This is a genomic window from Paracoccus litorisediminis (genome assembly GCF_009711205.1).
Taxonomy (GTDB): domain Bacteria; phylum Pseudomonadota; class Alphaproteobacteria; order Rhodobacterales; family Rhodobacteraceae; genus Paracoccus; species Paracoccus litorisediminis.
Genome location: NZ_WMIG01000008.1, coordinates 112953 through 136171, shown reverse-complemented (window position 1 = coordinate 136171; position 23219 = coordinate 112953). Strand labels below are relative to the sequence as shown.

At 64.1% G+C, this 23219-nt stretch carries 21 protein-coding genes; 8 read left to right on the top strand and 13 right to left on the bottom strand.

What is annotated here, in order from left to right:
* Positions 1 to 118 precede the first annotated feature (118 nt).
* Together GL300_RS15100 and aspT are read left to right on the top strand one after the other, a co-directional pair.
* Complete coding sequence (locus GL300_RS15100; protein ID WP_155040484.1) at positions 119 to 1078, top strand: dihydrodipicolinate synthase family protein; 960 nt, start codon at positions 119 to 121, stop codon at positions 1076 to 1078.
* A 169-nt stretch (positions 1079 to 1247) separates the two neighbouring features.
* Positions 1248 to 2924 (top strand): aspartate-alanine antiporter, encoded by a 1677-nt coding sequence (gene aspT, locus GL300_RS15095; RefSeq protein WP_155040483.1) that lies wholly within the window; start codon positions 1248 to 1250, stop codon positions 2922 to 2924.
* Here the strand turns inward: aspT and GL300_RS15090 are convergent.
* The 5 genes from GL300_RS15090 to GL300_RS15070 are packed head-to-tail and all read right to left on the bottom strand — an operon-like array spanning position 2921 to position 7584.
* Positions 2921 to 3574, bottom strand: a complete 654-nt coding sequence (locus GL300_RS15090; RefSeq protein WP_155040482.1) for an aspartate/glutamate racemase family protein — start codon at positions 3572 to 3574, stop codon at positions 2921 to 2923. The two genes, aspT and GL300_RS15090, sit on opposite strands and share 4 nt — an antisense overlap.
* A complete protein-coding gene (locus GL300_RS15085; RefSeq protein ID WP_155040481.1) occupies positions 3574 to 4392 on the bottom strand; it encodes an ABC transporter permease in 819 nt (272 codons plus the stop codon). The genes GL300_RS15090 and GL300_RS15085 overlap by 1 nt, the downstream gene beginning before the upstream one ends.
* A 1-nt stretch (position 4393) precedes the next feature.
* Complete coding sequence (locus GL300_RS15080) at positions 4394 to 5248, bottom strand: ABC transporter permease (protein ID WP_155040480.1); 855 nt, start codon at positions 5246 to 5248, stop codon at positions 4394 to 4396.
* Positions 5249 to 5305: 57 nt separating this feature from the next.
* Positions 5306 to 6571, bottom strand: a complete 1266-nt coding sequence (locus tag GL300_RS15075) for an ABC transporter substrate-binding protein (RefSeq protein ID WP_155040479.1) — start codon at positions 6569 to 6571, stop codon at positions 5306 to 5308.
* 38 nt (positions 6572 to 6609) lie between these two features.
* Complete coding sequence (locus GL300_RS15070; protein WP_155040478.1) at positions 6610 to 7584, bottom strand: ABC transporter ATP-binding protein; 975 nt, start codon at positions 7582 to 7584, stop codon at positions 6610 to 6612.
* 231 nt (positions 7585 to 7815) lie between these two features.
* Between GL300_RS15070 and GL300_RS15065 the strand changes: the two genes are divergently transcribed.
* The 3 genes from GL300_RS15065 (at position 7816) to GL300_RS15055 (ending at position 10040) form a co-directional block, all read left to right on the top strand.
* Positions 7816 to 8499, top strand: coding sequence for a GntR family transcriptional regulator (locus GL300_RS15065; RefSeq protein ID WP_155040477.1), 684 nt, complete (start codon positions 7816 to 7818; stop codon positions 8497 to 8499).
* Entirely contained in the window at positions 8496 to 9329 is an 834-nt protein-coding gene (locus tag GL300_RS15060) for a GNAT family N-acetyltransferase (protein WP_155040476.1), read from the top strand. The genes GL300_RS15065 and GL300_RS15060 overlap by 4 nt, the downstream gene beginning before the upstream one ends.
* A gap of 63 nt (positions 9330 to 9392) precedes the next feature.
* Positions 9393 to 10040, top strand: a complete 648-nt coding sequence (locus tag GL300_RS15055) for a hypothetical protein (RefSeq protein ID WP_155040475.1) — start codon at positions 9393 to 9395, stop codon at positions 10038 to 10040.
* A gap of 3 nt (positions 10041 to 10043) precedes the next feature.
* On the opposite strand, the gene GL300_RS15050 is transcribed toward GL300_RS15055, so the two are convergent.
* Positions 10044 to 10541 (bottom strand): MarR family winged helix-turn-helix transcriptional regulator, encoded by a 498-nt coding sequence (locus tag GL300_RS15050; protein ID WP_170297682.1) that lies wholly within the window; start codon positions 10539 to 10541, stop codon positions 10044 to 10046.
* Between the two features lie 108 nt (positions 10542 to 10649).
* On the opposite strand from GL300_RS15050, the gene GL300_RS15045 reads away from it, so the two are divergent.
* A complete protein-coding gene (locus tag GL300_RS15045) occupies positions 10650 to 12179 on the top strand; it encodes an MDR family MFS transporter (RefSeq protein WP_155040473.1) in 1530 nt (509 codons plus the stop codon).
* Here GL300_RS15045 and GL300_RS15040 read toward each other — a convergent pair.
* Genes GL300_RS15040 through GL300_RS15015 form a run of 6 tightly spaced genes read right to left on the bottom strand, consistent with a single transcriptional unit; the run spans position 12176 to position 18884 of the window.
* The gene (locus GL300_RS15040; RefSeq protein ID WP_155040472.1) at positions 12176 to 13225 is read right to left on the bottom strand and encodes a glycosyltransferase family 4 protein; all 1050 of its coding nucleotides are present in this window, start codon (positions 13223 to 13225) and stop codon (positions 12176 to 12178) included. The genes GL300_RS15045 and GL300_RS15040 overlap by 4 nt on opposite strands.
* Positions 13222 to 14772 carry an ABC transporter permease gene (locus tag GL300_RS15035; RefSeq protein ID WP_155040471.1) on the bottom strand — a complete coding sequence of 517 codons (1551 nt, stop codon included), beginning with the start codon at positions 14770 to 14772 and terminating at the stop codon, positions 13222 to 13224. Before GL300_RS15035 ends, GL300_RS15040 begins: the two co-directional genes overlap by 4 nt.
* On the bottom strand, positions 14769 to 15536 hold the full coding sequence (locus GL300_RS15030) for an ABC transporter ATP-binding protein (protein WP_155040470.1): 768 nt from the start codon (positions 15534 to 15536) through the stop codon (positions 14769 to 14771). The genes GL300_RS15035 and GL300_RS15030 overlap by 4 nt, the downstream gene beginning before the upstream one ends.
* Positions 15526 to 16518, bottom strand: a complete 993-nt coding sequence (locus tag GL300_RS15025; protein WP_246195199.1) for an ABC transporter substrate-binding protein — start codon at positions 16516 to 16518, stop codon at positions 15526 to 15528. Before GL300_RS15025 ends, GL300_RS15030 begins: the two co-directional genes overlap by 11 nt.
* Before the next feature lie 45 nt (positions 16519 to 16563).
* Entirely contained in the window at positions 16564 to 18147 is a 1584-nt protein-coding gene (locus GL300_RS15020) for an alkaline phosphatase family protein (RefSeq protein WP_155040469.1), read from the bottom strand.
* Entirely contained in the window at positions 18144 to 18884 is a 741-nt protein-coding gene (locus tag GL300_RS15015; RefSeq protein WP_246195198.1) for a CDP-alcohol phosphatidyltransferase family protein, read from the bottom strand. Before GL300_RS15015 ends, GL300_RS15020 begins: the two co-directional genes overlap by 4 nt.
* A gap of 104 nt (positions 18885 to 18988) precedes the next feature.
* Between GL300_RS15015 and GL300_RS15010 the strand changes: the two genes are divergently transcribed.
* Complete coding sequence (locus GL300_RS15010; RefSeq protein WP_155040468.1) at positions 18989 to 19534, top strand: cytochrome b; 546 nt, start codon at positions 18989 to 18991, stop codon at positions 19532 to 19534.
* Here the strand turns inward: GL300_RS15010 and GL300_RS15005 are convergent.
* On the bottom strand, positions 19531 to 20205 hold the full coding sequence (locus GL300_RS15005; protein WP_155040467.1) for a helix-turn-helix domain-containing protein: 675 nt from the start codon (positions 20203 to 20205) through the stop codon (positions 19531 to 19533). The two genes, GL300_RS15010 and GL300_RS15005, sit on opposite strands and share 4 nt — an antisense overlap.
* 279 nt (positions 20206 to 20484) lie before the next feature.
* On the opposite strand from GL300_RS15005, the gene GL300_RS15000 reads away from it, so the two are divergent.
* Positions 20485 to 23202, top strand: coding sequence for a nitrate/nitrite transporter (locus GL300_RS15000; protein WP_343043059.1), 2718 nt, complete (start codon positions 20485 to 20487; stop codon positions 23200 to 23202).
* Positions 23203 to 23219: the final 17 nt, after the last annotated feature.

Genomic DNA, 23219 nt, shown 5'->3' with positions numbered 1-23219 from the left:
GGCTTTTGCATGGGCGGTCGAAAACTTGTCGACACGAAAAATACAAATGATATTGTGAAAGTCGACCGAAAGCCGATTCGGGGCCTCTCGCCACGAATCCCGACAGGAGAAACGACCCATGAACGCCCAGATCTTTTCCGGCTGCATCCCGGCCCTGATGACCCCCTGCACCGAGGACCGTCGCCCTGACTTCGATGCGCTGGTGCGCAAGGGCAAGGAACTGATCGCTGCGGGCATGTCGGCAGTGGTCTATTGCGGCTCGATGGGGGATTGGCCGCTGATCTCGGACGAAGAGCGCATGGAAGGCGTCGAGCGTCTGGTCAAGGCCGGGGTTCCGGTCATCGTCGGCACCGGCGCGATCAACACCGCCAAGGCCGTGGCACTGGCCGCCCATGCCCAGAAAGTCGGCGCGCATGGCCTGATGGTCATTCCCCGCGTGCTGTCGCGCGGCCCCTCGATCACCGCGCAGCGCCACCACTTCAAGGCGATCCTCGCCGCCGCGCCGAACCTTCCGGCGGTCATCTACAACAGCCCCTATTACGGTTTCGCAACCAAGGCCGACCTGTTCTTCTCCCTGCGCGCCGAACATCCGAACCTGATCGGCTTCAAGGAATTCGGTGGCACCGCCGACATGCGCTATGCCGCCGAAAACATCACCAGCCGCGATGACGGCGTGACCCTGATGATCGGCGTCGACACCTGCGTCTTCCACGGTTTCGTCAATTGCGGCGCCAAGGGCGCGATCACCGGCATCGGCTGCGTCCTGCCCAAGGAAGTGCTGCATCTGGTCGCCCTGTGCGAAGCGGCTGCGAAAGGCGATGTCGAGGCCCGTCAGCGCGCGCTGGAGCTGGAAGCCGCACTGGCCGTGCTGTCCTCGTTCGACGAAGGCCCGGATCTGGTCCTGTATTTCAAGCACATGATGGTGCTGAAGGGGAACCCGGAATACCTCCTGCACTTCATCGAGACCGACGCGCTCAGCGACAGCCAGCGCGGCTATGCCGAAGCCCAGCTGAAACTGTTCGACGGCTGGTATGCCGATTGGTCGAAACAGCCGAGCGCCCTGAAATACGCCGCCTGATCACGCCTTGAACTCAAGGGCGTCGCCATTCCGGCGGCGCCCGCCCCCGCGGCACGGCAAACACGCCCACCGCCAAAGTCAGGCTTCCCCAAGGAAGCCCTTGCGCTGACCGCCCAAGCCGTGGTTCCCTTCGCCTCAGAAGGCTGAACCATCGCAACTGACGGTGATCATGTCGCTATTTTCATACCTAACCGATCCAGTCGCCGCGCTTTTCATCTGCCTAGGACTCGGACATCTGATCGGCCGCTTGCGGATCGGTCCGGTCGCCATCGGCGGCGTCTGCGGCACATTGTTCGTGGCACTTGCCCTTGGCCAGTTCGGCGTCCGCCTGCCGGTTGAGCTGAAGGACACGGCCTTCGCGCTGTTCATCTATGCGCTTGGCTTCACGGCCGGGCCGCAATTCTTTGCCAATATCCGGGGCGGGGCGCGCTATGCCGTGTTTCCGCTGATCGAGGTGACGGTTGCCCTGTCACTGACCTTGGCGGCGGTGGCCTTCTTCCAGCTGGATGCAGGCACGGCAGCGGGGCTTTTCGCAGGTTCGGCCACGGAATCGGCGGTGCTGGGCACCGCCTCCGAGGCGATTTCCAAGCTGGATCTGGACCCCGTCCAATCCGAGGAAATGCTGGCCAATATCGCCACCGCCTACAGCCTGACCTACCTGTTCGGGCTGATCTCGATCGTGGTTTTCGTGACCCAGATCGCCCCAGCCATGTTGCGCCGCAACGTGCGGGCCGAGGCTGCTGCCCTGCTGGACAAGCTGGGCGGCGGCGAGGAAGGGGTCGACACCTCCCTGCCCGTCATCGTCGAGCGCGCCTTTGAGGCGGGCGACCTTGCCGGTCAGACGGCCCGCGAATTCGAGGAAAAACGCCACTGGACCGTGGTGATCCAGGGCGTCAAGCGTGACGGCAAGCTGCTGCCGGTGGATCTGGATTTCGTGATCCAGCCCGACGACATCGTGCTGCTGCGCGGACGGCGCAGCACCCTGATTGCCGCCGGCAAGATTCTGGGCCGCGAAGTTCAATACGCCGAGGCCACCGGCTTTCCCGTCACCACCGCCGAGGTCATCCTGTCCCGGCGCGAGGTCTTTGGCCGCGAGTCGCGCGAATTGCGCCGCCTTGCCCGCCCCGAGGATCAGCGCGGGATCTTTGTCACCCAGATCCGCCGCATGGGGCATGATATCCCGGCCCTGCCCAAGACCATCCTGCAGGAAGGCGACGTCCTGACCCTGTTCGGTCCCGAGGAATCGGTCAAGCGCGCGGTCAAGGGTCTGGGCGAGCCGCTTCCCCCCGACGAGGTCACCGACTTCACTTTCCTTGGCCTTGGCATCCTTGTGGGTTTGCTGATCGGCCATCTCAGCTTCCGGATGGGCGCGCTGGACCTGACGCTGGGTCTGGGCGGCGGCGCGCTGCTCTCGGGGCTGCTGTTCGGCTGGCTCAACATGCGCTTTCCGCGCCACGGCGCCTTCCCCGAGGCTGCCGCGCATTTCGCCAAGGATTTCGGCCTGACCGTCTTTATCGCGGCCATCGGTTTGGGTGCCGGACCCGACGCGATCAAGCTGATCAAGGAATATGGTCTGGTCTTTCCGGTGCTGGGCATCCTGCTATCGACCGCGCCCGCCTTCGTGTCGCTGTTCGTCGGTCTGAAGCTGATGCGGGTGCCGCTGCCGATCCTGCTGGGGGCCATCGCCGGACAGCATTGCAGCACGCCCGCGATCAGCGCGCTGGTCAATCTGGCAGGTAACGCGACGCCGGTCATCGGCTATACCGTCACCTATGCCGTGGCCAATGTGCTGCTGCCGCTGACCGGGCCGATCATCGTCAATCTGGCGCACGCCTTGTCCGGTTAGACCGCCATCTGGGCCAATGCCGCCGCCAGCCGGGCCGAGGCTTCGACCCCGTCGATCACCTGCAATGTCGTGCGGCGCGCAAGCTCGGCCTTTAGTCCCGCCATCCCAGCGCAGCCCAGAATGGCGGCCTGCGCTTGGTCATGGTCGCGTGCCTGTCGCATCTCATCGGCGAGCCTTTGGCAAACTTCCTCGCCACCGGCCTCAACGGTCAGGACCGGCAGTCCCGATGGCCGCACGCCCCGGCACAGCGTGTCATAACCGGAGGCGCGGATATTCCCCTCGATCACCGGGACCGAGACGGCCAGCGTAGTGATCACCGAATAGCGCAGCCCCAGAAGCGTCGCGGTGGCAAAGGCAGACTGTCCGATGCCCAGAACCGGGCAATGCGAGGCCACGCGCATCTGGTCCAGACCGACATCGTCGAAACAGGCGATAACGATGGCATCCGCCCCAGCCTCCCTCGCCGCGGGAAGCTGCGCAAGCAGACCGGGGATGGCCGCCGCACCATCCTCGGGGCCCTGAATAGCGGGCGGGGCGCCATGGTTTGTCCAGCCGAGGATTTCCGCCTCGGGCAGGGCCTGACGTGCCACTGCGACGATGCCGTCGGTCATATGCACCGATGAATTTGGGTTCAGATATAGCAGCTTCATCAGCCGGCCCGTCTTGCGCGGCGTTTGCCAAGAACCCAGAGCGTGGCAAGGAAAGCCAGAATAATGGCAAAGGAAAACACCGTGGTCAGCGTTCCCAGCGCAAAGATCACCGGCTTGGTGACATTGGTCGTCATGCCAAAGATCTCCAGCGGCAGGGTGTTATGGCTGCCCGCCGTCAGCAGGGTGCGCGCGAATTCGTCGTAAGATAGCGAGAAGCCGAACAGCGCCACCCCCACAACCGAGGGCGCGATGATCGGCAACACGACATGGCGGATCGTCTGCCACGGTGTCGCGCCCTGATCACGGGCGGCCTCCTCAAAGCGTTTGTCGAAGCGGTTGAAGACCGCGAACATGATGAGCAAGCCAAAGGGCAGCGTCCATGTCAGCTGCGCGCCGAAACCGGATGTCGCCCAATGCACCTTGGCCCCGATCTGGTTGAAGATCAGCCCCACCCCCAGCGACACAAGGATTGAGGGGATCACCAGAGATGCGATGGTCAGATAGAACAGCGCCCCCGAACCCGTGAAGCGTTTGCGAAACGCCAGCCCCGCCATGACCGAGATCACCACCGTCGCGATCATGACCATCAGTCCCAGCGCGAATGATCGCCGGAACGCGCCCCAGATATCGCCCACGGCCTGCTGTTGGAACAGGTTGTGGAACCAGTAGGTTGAGACCCCGTTCATCGGAAAGGTCAGCCCGCCCTGCGGTCCCTGAAAGCTCAGGATGCCGATGGTGATCGTCGGCCCGTAAAGAAAGACCACGAACAGGATGAAAAAGGCGGTCAGCGCATAGAAGCTGCGCGGGCGCGGTTCCATGTCAAAGCTCCTTGCGGATGTTCACGAAGCGCATCAGCGCGCCGATGATCAGAAGCACCGTCACCAGCAGCACGACCGAAGTGGCCGAGGCCGAGGGGTATTGCAGCAGCGCGATGTCGTTCGAAATCAGCCGCCCGACATTCGCCGATTGCGAGCCCGACATGAACCGCACGGTGATGAAATCGCCCATCACCAGCGTCAGCACGAAAATCGTGCCAATCATGATGCCGGGCTTGGACAGCGGGATGATCACATTGGTCAGGATCTGCCAGCCTGAGGCACCATTGTCGCGCGCCGCCTCGATCAGCGCGCGGTCGATCCGCATCATCGTGTTGAAGATCGGCACGATCATGAACAACGTGTAAAGATGCACGAAGGCAAGGATCACCGAGAAATCCGAATAAAGCAGCCATTCCAGCGGCTGCTCGATCACCCCCATCCCGATCAGCGTCTGATTGGCGATGCCGTTCCGCCCCAGAAACGGAATCCACGAGATCATGCGGATGATGTTCGAGGTCAGGAACGGGATGGTGCAGACCAGAAACAGCGCCGTCTGCGCCGCGTTCGAGCGGATGTGGAACGCCAGATAATAAGCGACGGTAAAGCCGATCAGCAGCGTCAGCGCCCAAGTGATCAGGGCATAGCGCAGCGTCGCCCAGAACACCTTGTAGGTCACGGGCGAGCTGAACAGGAACTGGTAATTCTCGAAGGAAAAGGCCGGGACGATGGCGAATTCGGTTGCCTGCCAGAAGCTGACCACGACGATCATCGCGATCGGCAGGAGCAGGAAGGCCAGCAGCACCAGCAACAATGGCGAGGCCAGCGCCCAGCCCTTGAGCGTGTCGGATTTCTTCATCAGCATCGTCCCGAAGTTGCGGGGAAGGCAGGCCGCGCCCGCCTTCCGGTCAGGCCGTCAGGCGGCGATGAACTCGTTCCATTTGCGGACCATGTACTGGTTCTCATCCATGACCGAGTTCCAGCAGGCGACCGCGCCCATGCGATCATAGAAGGACCCGCCATCGCGGCTTTCTCCGGCCTTGGCCAGAAGATCGCCGAAGGGGTTGGCGATGTCCTCGGCGGCGGGCTTGCCTTCGAACCAATAGCCCCATTCATTCGGGGTCATGAATTCTTTCGAGGTTTCCGGCACGGCGGAATAATAGCCCTGCCGCATCAGGAAACCGCCGACCCAGCCCGACAGATACCAGTTGATATATTCATAAGCCGCATCCAGCGCGATGCCGTTCAGCGACTTCGACAGGCCGATGCCGCCGCCCCAGCTGCGGTAGCCTTCCTTCAGCGGCTGATAGACGCAGGGGATGCCGCGGGTTTTGACGGCGGTGATGGCGGGCGACCACATCGACTGGATCACCACCTCGCCCGAGGCCATCAGGTTCACGCTTTCATCAAACGACTTCCAGAAGGCGCGGAACTGGCCGTTCTTCTTGGCCTCGGTAAAGATCGCGATGGTCTTGTCGATCTCTTCCTTGGTCATGTTCCCCTTGTCGCCATATTTGATCTCGCCCATGGACTCGCAGACCATGGCCATGTCCATGATCCCGATCGAGGAAATATCCAGAAGCGAGGCCTTGCCCTTGAATTCCGGGTTCAGCAGCTCGGCCCAGGTCGAGATCGGGCGCCCGATCAGGTCAGGCCGAATACCCAGCGTGTCGGCGTTGTAGATCGTGGGGATCAGCGTCATCCACTGCGTCTGTTCCTTGGCAAAGGTCTTGCTGTCCGGGCCTTCGACGAAGCCCACGGAATGGGGCGCGGTGCCTTGGGCGATGACGCTTTCCGGGGTCAGTTTGCCATCCTTGAAGATGCCGACGATCTTGTCGTAATTCTTGATCTTGCTGGTATCCATCGCCTGAAGGTTGCCGGTCGGCCAGACCTTCTTGCAGATCCAGTATTCGATATCGGCAATGTCGAAGCTGTCGGGCTGGGTCGCGGCGCGCTGGGTGACGCTGTCGCTGTCAAGCGCCGTCATTTCCAGCGTGAAGCCCAGATCCTCTTTCACCTTCTGGGCGACCTCGTTCAGGTTGGACACACCCGTGCCGAACTGGCGCAGGGTGACGTCCTTGATTTCCTGCGCCCAGATCATCGGCGCGGGCAGGGCCGAGGCGGCCAGCGCCGCGCCCCCGGTCTTCAGCAGAGAACGGCGGGAAAATCTCATTCGGGACATGGCATTTCCTCTCTGTCGGTTTTTTGTTGGTGGTTCATTCAGGCTTCCAGCGGGTGCTGCCAGCGGACATCCCAACCCAGCCGGACGGCATCGCCGGGATTGATCGGCTGACCGAAGAAGGTCTCCTCGGGCAGCAGGGCCACGATTTCCTCGTCAGTGGCGGTGCGGGTGGTCACGGCGACGCGGTCGCCCTGATATTCGACCCCGGTTGTGGTCGCGGGCAGGCCGTCCGCGCCGATGCGGATCACGTCAGAACGGATTGCATAGCGCCCGCCATCGACGGTCACGACATTATGTCCGCCCATGAAACGGGCGACGAATTCTGTGCGCGGTTTGCCCCAGACATCGCGCGGGGAGCCTGCCTGTTCGATGACGGCGTTGTTCATCACCACCACCTCATCGGCCAAGGCCAGCGCCTCGTCCTGACCATGGGTGACATGGATGAAGGTGATCTCCAGTTCGCGTTGCAGGCGCTTGAGTTCCGCCCGCATCCGAATGCGCAGGAAGGGGTCCAGCGCCGAAAGCGGCTCATCCAGCAGCAGCACGCGTGGCTCGGTGATGAGCGCGCGGGCCAAGGCGACGCGCTGCTGCTGGCCGCCCGAAAGCTGCGCGGGCATCCGGTCGGCCAGATGCGTCATCGCCACCAGTTCCAGCAGGGCATTGGCCTTGGCGTAGCGCGTGGACTTGTCCACGCCCTTCATCTTCAGGCTGAAGGCGACATTGTCGCGCACCGACAGATGCGGGAACAGCGCATAGCTTTGGAACATCATCGCCGTGCCGCGCTGCGCTGGCGCGAGATGCGAGATTTCCTTGCCCTCCAGCACGATATTGCCGTCCGAGACGCTTTCATGCCCAGCAATCATCCGCAGCGTCGTGGACTTTCCGCAGCCCGAGGGGCCAAGCAAGCAGACATAGCTGGCGGGGGCAAAGATATGACTGATGCCGTCGACCGCCACAGTGTCGCCATAGCGCTTGGTCAGCTTGGCAAGCTCAAGATCGTTGGGGGTGCGCATTCGCATTCCTTCAAGTCCGGCTGATGCGTCCAAGGCTGCGACGATTTTTGCAGGAGCGAGGTTTTTTCCGGCGATTTTAGCCGGAATTTGTGACTCTGCGCGGCTTTTGATCGCCACACCTGGGATACCGCCCGGAATTTCATCCAAAGTTGTATACAATCATGTGTTCCAGTGCCCGGCCTTGCCTGTCAGACCCACCCGAAACACTTAAATGGGAGAAGGAGAACCGCGATGACCCGGCCCCGCATGGAAAACAGCGCAGATGAGATTGCGGCCTCGCTGGCCCATGCGATCCATGAACACCGACTGGCGCCGGGATCGAAACTGTCCGAGGACGAGGTCGGTGAGATTTTCGGCGTGTCACGCACCGTCGTGCGGGCGGCATTGCAACGGTTGAGTCACAGTCGACTGGTGGAACTCAAGCGCAATCACGGGGCCTTTGTCGCCCAACCCAGTCTGCGCGAGGCGCGCGAGGTCTTTGAGGCCCGCGCCCTGTTGGAGCCTCGCACCGCGCGCTCTGCCGCCGAGAGGATCACTCAGGCCGATATTACCATTCTCGAACGCCACATCGCCGATGAGCATGAGGCTTTGGACAAGGGCCTGACCGGGCGGGCGCTGTATCTGTCGGGCCAATTCCACGTCGAGATCGCGCGCATTGCGGATCAGGCAACCGTGGCCGAGTTCATCACACAGCTGGTTGCCCGTTCATCCTTGGTGATTGCGTTATACTGGCAGCGGCGCGCGGCGCTTTGCGAAAGCCATGCCCATCATGCCCTGCTGCGCGCCCTTGCCGCGCGGGACGGCGCGCGGGCCGAGGACCTGATGAAGGAGCATCTGGTGACGCTGATGACCTCACTTGACCTGCGCGGACGCAATGCCGTCCCCACCTCGCTGCGCGAGGCGCTGCGGGGATGAACGCAACCTACCGCAACATGACCCGCGACGATCTGGCCCTTGTGCTGGACTGGGCGGCAGCCGAGGGCTGGAATCCGGGCCGCGACGACGACGCCGCTTTTCTTGCCGCCGATCCGAAGGGCTTCTTTATGGCCTGCATCGACCAGACCCCGGTTGCCGCGATTTCGGTGGTCAATCACGATCCTCGCTTCGCGTTTCTGGGCCTGTATCTGTGCCGACCCGAGTTTCGCGGACAGGGGATCGGCTTTGGCCTGTGGCGGCACGCGATGGAACATGCAGGGGACAGAACCGTCGGATTGGACGGAGTGGCGGCGCAACAGGCGAATTACGCGCGTTCGGGTTTCACGCTGGCGGGCAGCACGACGCGGTATCTCGGAGCGCTGGCAGCCGCGCCCGATGACAGCATCCGGCCGCTCCGGGCCGAGGATGTTCCCGCGATCTACGCATTGGATACAGCAGCGAACGGCTATGCCCGACCGGGTTTCCTGTCGGCATGGCTGGCCGTCTCGGACAGTCGCCTGACCGTGATCGCCGAGGATGCCGAACATCCCGTTGGCTTTGCCACGATCCGGCAGTGCCGTGAGGGGGTCAAGATCGGCCCCATCATCGCGCCGGATGCTGACACCGCGCTGCGGCTTGCCCGTGCGGCGTTGGTGCAATGCCCGGCCCCGGTGGTGGCCATCGACCTGCCCGAAAGCGCGGGTGATTTCCGCGCGCGGCTGCTGGCTGCAGGCCTGTCGCCAGGCTTCGCCACTGCGCGGATGTATCGCGGCCCTGCCCCCGCAACTTCTGCGCAGCTTCATGCCATTGCCTCGATGGAACTGGGCTAGCGCGCTGCATCATTGACGGCGTGGGCGCGACCGCACAGTCTGGCGGCTCGGATCGGAGGAGCGATGCGCTATTTCGACTTCAGCTCATGGCAGGGGGTGTTTTCGACCCTGCTGGGACTTGCGGTTTTCACGCTTGTCGGTGTCGGCATCCGGATGCTGATGCTGCTGACCATCCAGCAGCGCCAGCAACGGATGAACCGCCAGATCAACGAAAGACTGCGGGCGCTGATCGCCGCCTACAAGGCGCTTGGCGGGTCGTTCACCGGACAGCTTGAGGTTGATCCGTCCCATCTGCGCGAGCTGCGCCAGCGCCAGACCGACGAAGGCATCGACCTGCCGGCCACCGGCTCGGACCGGATGCGGCGCATCCGCGACGCGGTCGAGGCAGCGCTGTCGGACATTATCCTGCTGGGGACCGAGGATCAGGTGCGTCTGGCCAGCCGCGCCGCAGCCGACATGGCCGAGGGACGCCCGATCCACACCGCGGAACTGGTTGTCTCATTGCGTGACTTCATCCGCGAGGCGCTGGGTCTGGCCCCGGTTCCCGCTGATGTGCAGATCCCGCGTCAGGGACCGGCGCGGCCCGGCGGCAGCACAAGCCGCGCATCCGGCCAGAAAGAGAGCGGCGGCAGCAGCGGTGGCGGCGGGATGGGTGGCATGGGCGGCGGCATGGGAATGGGGATGGGCATTCACCACGGAGATGATGAGTAACCCCTAACCCGTCGGCCCGGTGTCGGGGTTGGCGCCCAGCCGGGCGTCCAGCGCGGTGGTAAAACTGTCGAAACTTTCGGCGAAAGCGCTCAGTTTGTCCTCAGGCCAGTCGCCGACGATTTCCCGGATCAACTCGTTCTTGACGCGGCGGATCTCGGCAAAGATGCGGTCGCCCGTAGCGCTGCGCAGCAGGACGGCGCGGCGGGCATCGCTTTGCGCGACGGCCCGGATCAGGAAGCCCTGTTCGACCAGCCCCGCCACCAGACGGCTGGCGCGCGAGGGATCGATACGCAATTGCCGGGCGATGTCGCCAACCGATACGCCCTCGCCCGCCTCAGCCGCAGGAACCAGAACCAACACGTCAAGGTCCGACAGATCCAGCGCTGGGGCGACATTCGACAGCGCCATCCGGCTGATCACCCGTCGCCCGATCAGCACCCGAAAGCGCCCCATCGCCGACGAGATCCGATCGATCCCGGCTTGCCTGTCTGAACCGGCCATTGCTGTAATTCCCCTTATGTGTGCGATTGACATATATATGCCATTAGCACATATATGGCGAAAGATGCCGTCCTGCAATCACCCTGCTGATAACGGGTTCCCCCACCGATGTCCCAAGAATTGCCGCCTTTCGCCGGCCCGTCCGGCCTGACCCATCGTCGCCGCAAGGTGATCTTCTGTTTCCTGATGCTGGCCATGTTCATGGCGACGCTGGACAATCAGGTCGTCTCGACCGCCCTGCCCACCATCATCGGTGAATTCGGCGCGATAGAGCGTTTCGGCTGGATCGGCTCGGCCTATCTGCTGGCGCAAAGCGCGATCATGCCGGTCTATGGCAAGCTGGGCGACCTGTTCGGGCGCAAATACGTGATGATCTTTGCGGTGGCGCTGTTCACGCTGGGCTCGGTCCTGTGTGGGTTGGCATGGTCGATGGACAGCCTGATCGCGGCGCGGGCCTTTCAGGGTCTAGGGGCGGGTGGGATCATGGTCACGATATTCTCGATCAATGCCGATCTGTTCGAGCCGCGCGAACGCGCCCGCTACCAAAGCTTTTCCAGCCTTGTGCTGATGGCCTCGGGGTCGATCGGACCGACGCTGGGCGGCACGATGAGCCAATATCTGGGCTGGCGCTCGATCTTTCTGATTAACCTGCCGATCGGGCTGGTGGCACTGGTCGCCCTGATGCTTCTGCTGCCCTATCGCCGCCCCGAGCGGCAACCCAAGGTGGATTATCTGGGCGCGATTACGCTGGCCATCGCGGTGGCATGTGTGGTGCTGTGGGCGGACAGCCAGTCGCTGTTCGGCTCGGCTTGGTCTGCTCCGGCGCTGGCCTTGCCGGTGATCGCAGTCGCCGCGTTGGCCCTGTGGACCCTGATCGAGCGCCGCGCGCCCGAGCCGATCATCCCCCTGACCCTGTTCAAGGACCGCAACTTTTCACTGCTGCTGATCGTGGCGGTCGTCAGCGGCGGCATCGGTATCGGCATGGTCAATTACCACGCGCTGTTCCTGCAGATGACCACGGGGCTGTCACCAGCCCATGCCGGGCTGTTCTTCATCGCGATCACCGGCGGCATCACCATGGGGTCGCTAACGGCAGGGCGGCTGATCTCTCGCACGGGGCGTTACAAGCCATGGCTGGTCATGGGCCAGTCGCTGGCGGTGCTGTGCCTCTCGGGGCTGGCGCTGCTTCCGCTGCATGCGCCCTTCTGGGCGGTCGGCGGGCTGCTGTTGGCGATGGGCGTCGCCATCGGCCTTGGCCAGCAAAGCCCGGTGATTGGCGCGCAGATCGCCGCCCCTGCACGCGATATCGGCGCGGCGACCGGAGCGGTGACGCTGGCACGCATGGGCGGTGCGGCACTGGCGATCTCGGTCTATGGCGCGATTCTGACCGACCGGCTAATGCATGCGGTGATCGAAGGGGCCGGGCCGATTGCCCAGATGACGCCCGACCGGATGGCCGCCCTACCCGCCGCCGCGCAGGAATCGGTGGCTGCCGCTTATCGCGGGGCCTTCGATTGGGTTTATCTGGCCGCGGTGATCTTTGCCGCGACAGGCTGTCTGGCGGCGGCGTTGCTGCGCCCGGTGCTGCTGCAGCCGCAAACCCCGCCCCCTGCTGCGGCCGAGGCCAAACCCGCTTAACCTTGCAACCCGTCGATGACACGACTGGCAATCAGCGCTGTGCCGGTCCAATCGGGCAGGTGGCGGCCAGCGGCCAGCGCGGCCAAGGCCATGCCTTCGCGCATCGTGGGATCGATCAGCAGCTTGCGCAAACCGTCGGCGAAGGCCCCGGCATCCTCGGGTGGGACCAGCAGTCCCGCGCCCGGTGGCACGGTGTCGGGAACGGCGCCGACCCGGCAGCTGACAATGGGCAGCCCCCGCACCAGCGCCTCGCCGAAGACGATGCCATAACCCTCATAGCGGGTGGCCAGTGCAAAGATGCTGGCCTGCGCATAAAGCCGTTCGAGTTCGCAGGTCGGGACGCGTCCGGCCAGCCGGACCCGCGCCCCGACCGGTGATCGGTCAATCTGCCCGGCCAGCGCCGCCGCATGCGTCGCGTCCCAAGGATTGCCGACGATCACCGCCTGCCAGTCCAGATCCGCAAGCTGGGCAAGGGCATCAATCAGGATGTCATGGCCCTTGCGCGGATGCAGGATACCGACCGAGAGGATCAGCGGCGGTGCAGCCCTTTCGCGGGCAGGACCGGGCGGATCAACACCCGGAGTCGCGATGGTGATCCGGTCGTCGGGCACGTCATAGCGTCCGGTCAGGATGGCCTTCGTATGCGGGCTGGGAACAAGCACATGACGGGCAAGGCGCAGATTGTCCCACTCGGTCTGAAACAGATACGCACGTCGGGGCGCGGACAGGCCGCTTTCCAGCGCCAGAGGGTGATGGATCATCGCGATGATCGGGGCGCGAACGCGGGCCAGCCCCTCGGTCCGGATCGCGCCAAAGACCAGCCCGTCAAGGATCAGCGGCCGGGCAGGATCGACGGCCTCAAGCGCCGCGACCGCCTGTCCCATTTCATCAGACGTGGGGTCGGGAAAGCTGGCGGGCAGGATCAGGTGCTGCATGTTATGGCCAAGGCCTCGCAGACCCTCCAGCAGACGCCGCTCATAGATATAGCCGCCGGTCAGCGTGGCGATGTCGCCGGGAATGGCGAAGGCGGCGGGGCGCGGGGTCATTGGCGCAACTGCTCGGGTGCGTAGCGGGCCAGCACCCGCCGTTCCAGCCCCGCCACTACCGCATGGCAAAGGACCGCAAGCAGGGTGATCAGCGCGACTGCCGACCACAGCATCCTGAAGTCCGAGGTCGAGGCCGCCAACGCCATCAGGCTGCCCAGACCGCGCCCGGTGGCCAGCCACTCGACCACCGTCACGGCAAGGATCGCTGTGGGTACGCTAATCCTTGCGGCGGCAAACAGCGCGGGCAGCATCGCGGGGATGCGGACATGGATCATCTGCGACAGCGGCCCGGCTGCATGGACCCGCAACAGGTCAAGGATATGGCCCGGCGCCTGACGCAACCCGTGCAGGCAGGCGACCAGCGTCGGGAAAAACACCATCACCGCAACCAAAGTGATCGTCCCAAGCGCCCCTCGCCCCAGAAACAGCACGATCAGCGGCCCGGTGGTCACGATCGGGATGGCGCGCAAAGCCACCGCAACAGGCATGACCAGCGGCCCCGCCCCCGGCAGCAATGTCAGCAGGATCGCCAGCCCCGCCCCTGCCGCAAGACCGGCCAGATAGCCGGGCACGGCCAGCCCGGCGCTTTCGCGCAGTGCCCCGAACAGCGCCGCACGCATCTGCGTGGCGTCGGGTGCCCAGACCAGAGCGGCCAGCACATCCCACGGCCCCTTGGCAAGGAACGGGTTCAACCCCGTCAGCCAGAGACCACCCCACCAGAGCAGCAATACCGCAAGGGCCAGCGTCAGGCCTCCGACCACCCTGCCCGTCCTGAGCTGCCGCATTGGCGGGGCCAGCAGGACCGGCGGACGCGTATCCAGAACCAGCCGCGCCAGCCCTCCGATGGCCCAATAGGCCGCCAGCGAGGCGCCAGCCGCAAGAAGCGCCACACCCCACAGCGCCGGCACGTCCAGATCGCGCATGTAGCGGATGGTCAGTACGCCCAGACCACGCTCGGCCCCGGTGAACTCACCCACCATCGCGCCCAGAACCGCTGCCGGAGCCCCGATCTGCAGCCCCGCGAACAGATAGGGCAGCGCGGCGCGTGCCCGGATATGGGCCAACTCGACCCAGCGGCCACGGCCATAGCTGTGGATCAGGTCCAACCACGCCGCCGGGACGGCGCGCAGCCCGGTCAGCAGCGGGATCAGCGTGGTATATTGGACCGCCAACGCGGCAAGGACGATCTGCGGCCCCTCACCCGGACCCATCAGCACGCGCAGGATCGGGCCTGTGGCGATCAGCGGCAGACAGAAGGCCACCAGCGCAAGGCCCGTAACCAGATCCTGCAGACGCGGCCAAAGAAAGGCGATCCCGGCCAGCAGGATTGCGGCCAGATTGCCTAGCGCAAAACCCGCAGCCGCATTGCCCAAGGTCCGCGCCAGTGCCCGCAAGGCAAGCCCCGGATCGCGACCCAGCCATTCGACAATCCCGACCGGGCCAGCGATCAGCCGCCCTTGATACAGCGCCTGCGCCAGCATCTGCCAGCCGATCAGCAGGATGGCGACGCCCAGCATCCCCCCGGCCACCCGCGCACCCTGCCTCATGTCAGCGCGCTGAGCGCCGCAAGGGCCTTGGCGGCAATGGCGCGGAAACCCGCATCCTCGGCCAGATCGGCGGGCCGGGGCCGGGGCAAGGGCACGTCGATATCCGCAACAATCCGGGCCGGGCGCGAGGACAGGACGATAATGCGGTCAGACAGCGTCACCGCCTCGGCGATGGAATGGGTGACCAGCAGGGTTGTCGTCCCCGCCTCCTGCCACAAGGGCGGCAGGTCGCGGGCAAGCTGCCTGCGTGTCAGTTCGTCCACCGCGCCGAACGGCTCGTCCAGCAGCAGCACCTGTGGCTGGGTCACCAAGGCCCGCGCGATGGCGGCACGTTGGCGCATGCCGCCCGACAGCGCAGCCGGACGGGTGTCCGCAAAGCCTGCCAGCCCGACCAGCTCGATCAACCGCAGGGTCCGGACCGGGTCGGGGCGTTGCCGCGCCAACCGGCGGGCCAATCCCAAATTGCCACGCACCGTCAGCCAAGGCAGCAGCGACGGGTCCTGAAATGCGACCGAGATTGCAGCCCGCCGCCGTGCCTTTTCAGGCGTCATTCCAAGGATGATGACCTGCCCCGCATCCGGCTGATCCAACCCCGCGATCAGCCGCAGCAGCGTCGATTTTCCGCATCCCGAGGGGCCGATCAGCGCCGTCGTCTGCCCGGCCATCAGTCGCAGGTCAATCGGGGCGACCGCCTCGATCCCGCCGGGATGGGTCTTGGCAAGGCCGGTGCAGATGATCGCCTCGGACCCGATGCTATCCGGCATGGATCTCGTCTAGGATCGAGCGGTCCCACAGGTCGGGCGTGACCTTGTAGCCCAACAGCGCCAGCGTTTCGATATTGGCAGAGACGCTTTCCTCATCCCACCAGCCGAAGCCATGCGCATCGGTCAGGGTCGAGAACATCAAGGGCACCTGCCGTTCGGCCTGCAAAAGCTGGGTCTTTCGGTCCAGCCCTGCATCGGGGAACATGCGCAGGGTCAGATCGGTCGCGGCGGCAGTATCGGCGCGATAGTCCTGCCAGCCGCGAACCTCGCCCGACATCAGTCCAACCAGTTCCTTGCGACGCGAGGCAAGACTGTCCTCGGTCGCGATATAGGTCTGGGAATGCACCGAATAGCCGTGATCTGCCATCAGCATGGTCACGGATTCGATCCCGTTCACCGCCATCGCCACCGGCAGGTCGGTTTCCCAGCACAGCAGGCAATCGACCTCATGCGCGATCAGGGGTTGGGCGGAATATTGCGTCGGCACGATGGTGATCGCGTCGAAATCGACATTGTTCAGGCTGCACAGCGCCCGCAGCACCGGCGTATTGGCAATGGCCATGCCGATGCGCTTGCCGGGCAGATCGGCGGGCGTCTTGACCGGGTTATCGGGCAGCGAGGCGATGACGAAGGGGTTCTTCTGCATCGCGACGCCAATGATCTTGAACTTCGCCCCCTGAGCCACGGCGCTGGCGGTGTAATCGGCAGCCGAGATCCCGACCAGCGCCGTTCCCGCCACCACCGGCGGTTCGACCGGCGCATTCGGCCCGCCCTGCATCAGGGTGACGTCCAGCCCCGCCTCGCGCCACCAACCCTTGTCCAGTGCAATATAGCTGCCGGCGAATTGCACCGAATGCAGCCATGACAGTTGGAAACCGACTGGCGTATTGGCCACAGCACGGCGCGGCAGGCCCAACCCACCCATCGCCAGACCCGCCATGCCCCCCGCCACTAAGCCGCGTCGCGTCATGCCTGCTGTCATCACCGATCCTCCTGCGCGCAGCCTCGGGCAACCGAGGCCATGAAATCAACATCTTTCCTGAGAAGTCGGGTCCGCGGCACGGCAAGGCACCGCCCCGGCATCGAAACCGCCAAGGATCAGGTCACGCAAACCCTCCATCGGCAGGGCTTTGAGATCGGAGGACGGGATCAGGCCCGGCTGCAACCCCCAGGCCGCCGTGCGCTCGATCAGTTCTGGTGGACCGATGACATGCAGCGGCACATCGGTTCCGCCGTCCAGGGCGATGCCGGGTGCGGCCTGATGGTCGCCCAGAATCAGGATCAGCGGCGCATCCCCGGAATGGCGGGCCGCATAGGAGGTCACGGCCTGCAGCGAATAATCCAGAGCCTCGCGGTAGCTGGCGCGGACGCGTTCCGGGTCGCGCCAGATGACCTCGGGGCGCTCTCCGGATCGGGCCATAACGTCGAACTCGGTGCCGTCGCCGATCTGGTCCCATGGCAGCATCCGGGCCAGCGGGGTCCATGGCGCATGGGACGACAGCAGCGCGACCTGCACCATCATCCGGGGCCGGGGCGACCGCGCCAGCAAAAGCCGGTCCATGGCAGCAAGGGTGAACTGGTCGGGCATGGTGACCCAATCGAATGGCTGACCGTGATAACCCAGATCCGCCGCCCCCAGCACCCGGTCAAAGCCCATATGCGTGGCCTCGGGCCAGGGGCGGGTGATGCCGGGCATGACCGCCGCCGTTGCAAAGCCCATGCGCCGCGCATGGTGGAATAGGCTTTGACGCCCGCTGGCCAGAACGGCCTGATAGGCTGCCTGATCGCCGATCCGCAGCCCATTCGCGACACTGGCATGGGCAAGCCAGCTTTGCCCGCCCTGTGTCGGAGAGTTCAGGAAGCCCGATCGCATCGCCAGACCCTTGGCGGCCAGATCCACCTGCGCACGACGCAAGGTGGCCAGATGGCGTTCGGCGTAATAGGGGCTGACGAAACTGCTGCGGCCATAGCTTTCGACAAAAATCACCAGCACGTCGCGATCGATGGCCGCCAGCATCCCGGCTTGGCCCAGAAACGGGTCACGGGTCGCTGCCGCGCGCAAATCCCGCAACTCGACCCCGGTGCGCCAGACCAGTTCAAACCGCGCCATCAGATAGCGCCCGCTACCGCCCGTGGTATCGTCCGCAAAGGCCGCAGGCAGAACCGCCAGCAGCACGACCGCGACGGCGGCAGGTCGGTGCTGCCACGGCCCCCTTGCCCAGACCCCTGTCGCCCAGACCATCGCCACTACAATCCCCACGGCCAGAAGCACCGCTGCCAGCCCCGCACCGAAGGCCGTGCCAGTTCCGAAACTGCCCGAAAGCAGGCGGAACGCCGCATCGATCAGCGTCAGATCGGCCAAAGGGTTGAACGGCCTGCCTAGCGCCGAAATCATCGCCAGATCGGCCAGCTTCAGCATTCCCAGCAGCGACAGGACCGCCGCCAGCACCCATCTTGCCACCCTTCCGCCAAGGCAAAGCAACGCCAACACCAACGCAAGCTCAAGCGGTGCGGCCAGCAGGAAAAGTCGCGTTTGGCTGAGGTCCGCTGGCAGGATCAGCACCAGCAGGATCAGCAGGGCGGCCAGTGGCAGGCCATACCAGCGGGTCATTTTCGCGCCCTCGACAGCCACAGGATGTCGGTCGCAAAGGACCAGAACAGCGCCAGCACCGCGCCCCATGCCAGCAACTGGGGCATCGTGCCGGGCAGGAACGGCAATTGCAGCAGGATCAGCGCCGCGATCTGCAGGACACAGACCGCCTTGCGTCGCAGGCTGGGCGGCAGCGGGGCAGTCAGCCAACCCCAGAACAGACCGGCGACGACGAATGCATAACGCATCAGCCCCAGCAGCAGGACCATCGGCCCTACTGTCTCAGCGACAAGGACGTGCAGCGACAGGACCAGCGCCAAGGCGGCGTCGGTCTCGATATCGAAGCGCGCGCCAAAGTTTGAGACCAGCCCGCTGCGCCGCGCCAGCCAACCATCGACCCCGTCAAGCGCCAGCGCCACCCCGGCAATCAGGGCGACATAGGCTCCGCCGGCCTTGCCGATCAGCAGCGGCGCCACCAGCGCGCAGGTCATCGCGACCCGCATCAGCGTGACCACATTGCAGCCGCCCAGCCGGGCATGGGGATAGGCCCGTCGCATCAGCCTCGCCACCGCCAGACTGGTCAGCAGGAACAGCCCCGAGACCGCAAGCCATGCCCGCTCTGGTCCCGCAAGCAGGCCAAGCCTTAACGCATGGATCAGGACCAAGCCCGACAGGACCGCCAAGGCAAATCGCAACGGGATGCCCTCGCCGAAGCGGGCATGGGATGGGGGCAAAGGGGCGGACTCGGTGTCGCGCATCGGCTTTAGGCTATGCCGCCCCGGCCCTACGTCAAGCCCCGCTGCGACAGATGCTAGGCAGAAGTCCTGAACAGGCATAATCTGACCGGCAGGAGGGTGACATCATGCCCGACCGGCCACAGGGTTACCGAGTTCCCGCCCGGATGTTTCACTGGGGCATCGCGCTTGCGGTGCTGCTGATGATCCCGGCCGGGTTGACCATGACGCGCGAAGGGCTAAGCCGCCCGCTTCAGGACACGCTGTTCATCTTTCACAAGAATCTGGGTGTGCTGCTGTTCCCGTTCATCCTTGCCCGGCTGGCTTACCGGCTGACCCATCCGCCGCCACCCTTGCCCGACAGCATGCCCGACTGGCAAAAGCGGATCGCGCGCCTTTCGCATGTGCTGCTTTATACCCTGCTGATCCTGATGCCGCTTAGCGGCTTTACCCGTGTCCGCGCCGGAGGCTTCCCGATCGAGCTGCTGGACTGGCTGGGCTTTGGCCCATGGATCGGCAAGTCCGAAACGCTGGCCAAGATGGCGCAGGGGCTGCATTACGCGGGCGCAATGTGTCTGATCGCCCTGCTGACCTTGCATGTCGCGGCGACCCTGCATCATGCGCTGATCCGCAAGGATTCGGTCTGGCCCGGGATGTGGCCGCCAAGAGGCTAGGCGTCATCCAGCAGCGCACGCAGCCGCTGTGGATCTGGAATGGCAACCTGAGAGCCGGAGACCCGGACCCCCGCCGCTTCCAGCGACTTGAAGGCGCGCGACAGGCTTTCGGGGGTCATGCCCAGAAAGGACGCAAGGACGCGCTTCTCGGCGCTGATCAGAACGCGACCCGCCGTCCCCTGCACCTCAAGTTCGGTCAGCAGGTAGTCCACCAACCGTTCATTCGATTTGCGCAGCTTGAGGCTTTTGGCCTGTCCGACCATATCGCGAAAACCCATGGCGAGCTGGCGGTTCGCGGCCACCGCGAATTCCGGATCGGCGCGGAAGGCCTTGCGCACATCTGTCGCCGGAATCAGGACGATTCGGCTGCGAGACATCGTGCGCGCCGACATCAGCAACGGCTGATCCAGCATGCAGGCGGCCAGAATGAAGCTGCTGACCGGCCGAATGATCGCCATCGTCGCCTCGCGCCCCCCGGACTGCGCGAAAAGCGCGACGGTGCCTTCCATCAGGACATGCAGAAAATCGGCGCGATCGTCCTGCCGAAACAGCTGCAACTGGGCCGGAAAATCCTGCGCATAGGCCGCCCGCAACATCTGACTGAAATGTTCGGTGGCCATTCCACTGAATAGCGGCAGGCGCTGGATATCGTTCAAGTCTTGGTCGCGCATTGTGATTCACCGAATCTGGACATTTTAAATAAATGCTGTCTGATGGTGTCACGCCAGCACTGACTAAAATTGATATTTGTCAAGACACGCATATCATCAGGTCAAGTCGATGCACCACATCTATTCTACGCTGACCCCAGAAAAAACAAGGCTTTCCCAGAGATTGGCGTTGGTCCGTAAAACCGGTCGATTTCTTGACGCAGATCAAACCGGGCAACTCCCCGTCATGTTGGTATCCCCTCGAAGCCTTGCCAATGCAGGGCAATTGGAGCAGCCAACGTGTCACCAAACATAGTGGCGTCCGCGACTGAACAGAAAAAGGCGCTGTGGCTTAGCACCTTCGCCTTCACGCTTTGTTTCGCCGTATGGACGATTTTTTCCATCATTGGCCTTGCGATCAAGGATCAGCTGGGCCTGTCCGAATTCCAGTATGGTCTGCTGATCGCGACCCCGATCCTTAGTGGATCGCTGACCCGGTTGATCCTGGGCGTCTGGACAGAACGCTTCGGCGGTCGGTTGGTTTTTTCGCTGCAAATGATCCTGACCGGGCTTGCGACCTGGGTCCTGACCTGGGCTGACAGCTATCCGACCTTCCTGCTGGCCGCATTGGGGATCGGGCTTGCCGGTGGATCGTTCATCATCGGCGTGGCCTATGTGTCGAAATGGTTCCCGGCCTCGCGTCAGGGGACTGCGCTTGGCTTCTTCGGCATGGGCAATGTCGGCGCCGCGGTGACCAAGTTCCTTGCACCCTTCGTCATGGTCGCCTGGGGCTGGGAGGCCGTCGCCCATATCTGGGCCGCCGCCATGATCATCATGGGCGTGGCCTTTTTCCTGATCGCGCGTGACGATCCCGATTTCATCGCTCGCAAGCAGCAGGGCATCAAATCCCCCACGCTGGCCGAGCAATTCGCGCCCCTGAAAAAACTGCAGGTCTGGCGCTTCGCCCTGTATTACTTCTTTGTCTTCGGCGGTTTTGTCGCGCTGGCCCTTTGGCTGCCACATTACCTGACCGAGGTCTATGGCGTCGACCTGCGCGTCGCCGGCCTTTGCGCCGCGGCCTTCAGCCTGTCGGCCAGCGTCTTCCGCGCCTATGGTGGCATGCTGTCGGACCGTTTCGGCGCGCGTTCGGTGATGTATTGGGTGTTCGGATTTTCGGCGATCCTGCTGTTCATGCTGGCCTATCCGCCGACCGATTACGTCATTCAGGGCAAGAACGGCCCGATCGCGTTCTCGACCGATATGGATCTGGTGCCCTTCGTGGCCACGCTGTTCGCGCTTGGCTTCTTCATGAGCCTCGGCAAGGCGGCCGTCTTCAAACATATCCCGGTCTATTACCCCAACCATGTCGGCGCTGTCGGCGGGCTTGTGGGCATGATCGGCGGTCTTGGCGGCTTCATCCTGCCCATCGTCTTTGGCTTGCTGCTGGACCTGACCGGCATCTATACCTCGTGCTTCGCGCTGCTGCTTCTGGTCGTGATCGTTTCGGCCGCATGGATGCACATGTCGATCCGCCGGATGGAGCAGCAGGCGCAGGGCACCGCCCTTGGCCGTCTGCCAAGCTTCCCCGAACTGGCCGAGGTCCACGACCCCGACCAAACCGTCATGCCGCGCCTGCTGGACGACTGGCATCCCGAAGACCCGACCTTCTGGGCCGAAAAGGGCCGCAAGGTCGCCCGCCGCAACCTGTGGATCTCGATCCCGGCTTTGCTGCTGGCCTTTGCGATCTGGATGGTCTGGTCGGTGGTGATCGCGCGCCTGCCCTCGATCGGCTTCAACTTCAGTCAGGACCAGCTGTTCTGGCTGGCGGCACTGCCCGCCCTGTCGGGCGCGACATTGCGCATCTTCTACAGCTTCATGGTGCCGATCTTTGGTGGTCGCCTGTGGACCACGCTGTCGACCGCCTCGCTGCTGATCCCGGCCATGGGCATCGGCTATGCGGTGCAGAACCCGCAAACCCCCTACATCATCTTTGTGGTGCTGGCGCTGCTGTGCGGGCTGGGCGGCGGCAACTTCGCTTCGTCCATGGCCAATATCAGCTTCTTCTTTCCCAAGGCGGAAAAGGGCAATGCGCTGGCGCTGAATGCTGGCCTAGGCAACCTTGGCGTCTCGGTCATGCAGTTCCTGGTGCCGATGGTCATCACCGCAGGCGTCTTTGGCGCGCTGGGTGGCGCTCCGCAGGAACTGACGGACGGCGGCAAGCTGTGGATGCAGAATGCGGGCTTTGTCTGGGTTCCCTTCATCGTCATGGCGACCATCGCCGCATGGCTTGGCATGAATGACATCGCCGACGCCAAATCCAGCTTCCGCGAGCAGGCGGTGATCTTTACCCGCAAGCACAACTGGCTGATGTGCGTGCTTTATGTCGGCACCTTCGGCAGCTTCATCGGCTTCTCGGCGGGCTTTCCGCTGCTGTCGAAACTGTCCTTCCCCGAGGTCAACGCGCTGCAATTCGTGTTCCTTGGCCCGCTGGTCGGTGCGCTGAGCCGCGCGGGCACGGGCTGGCTGTCCGACCGTGTCGGCGGCGGGCGCGTCACCTTCTGGGTGTTTATCGGCATGATCCTTAGTGTCCTTGTGGTGATCTTCTCGCTGAAAGGGCTGTCCTTCTGGGGCTTCTTTGCGGGCTTCATGCTGCTGTTCTTCTTCACCGGCGTCGGCAATGCCTCGACCAACCAGATGATCCCCGTGATCATGGGCAAGGAAATCCCCCGCCTCGAACCCGGTCTGGACGCGGATGAGCGCCGTCGCCAGTCCGACCGCGAATCCGCCGCCATCATCGCCTTTACCAGCGCGATCGGGGCCTATGGCGGGTTCTTCATCCCGAAAGCCTATGGCAGCTCGATCAGCATGACGGGTTCCGCCGTCGGCGCGCTGTGGGCCTTTATGGGCTTCTACGTGCTGTGCCTGATCGTCACCTGGGTGTTCTACACCCGCCCCGGTGGTCTGCTGCATGACATCGAACGCGGTCGTGCGCCGCTTTCCGCGCCGAAAACCGCCTGAAATTCAAAGGAGAAAGC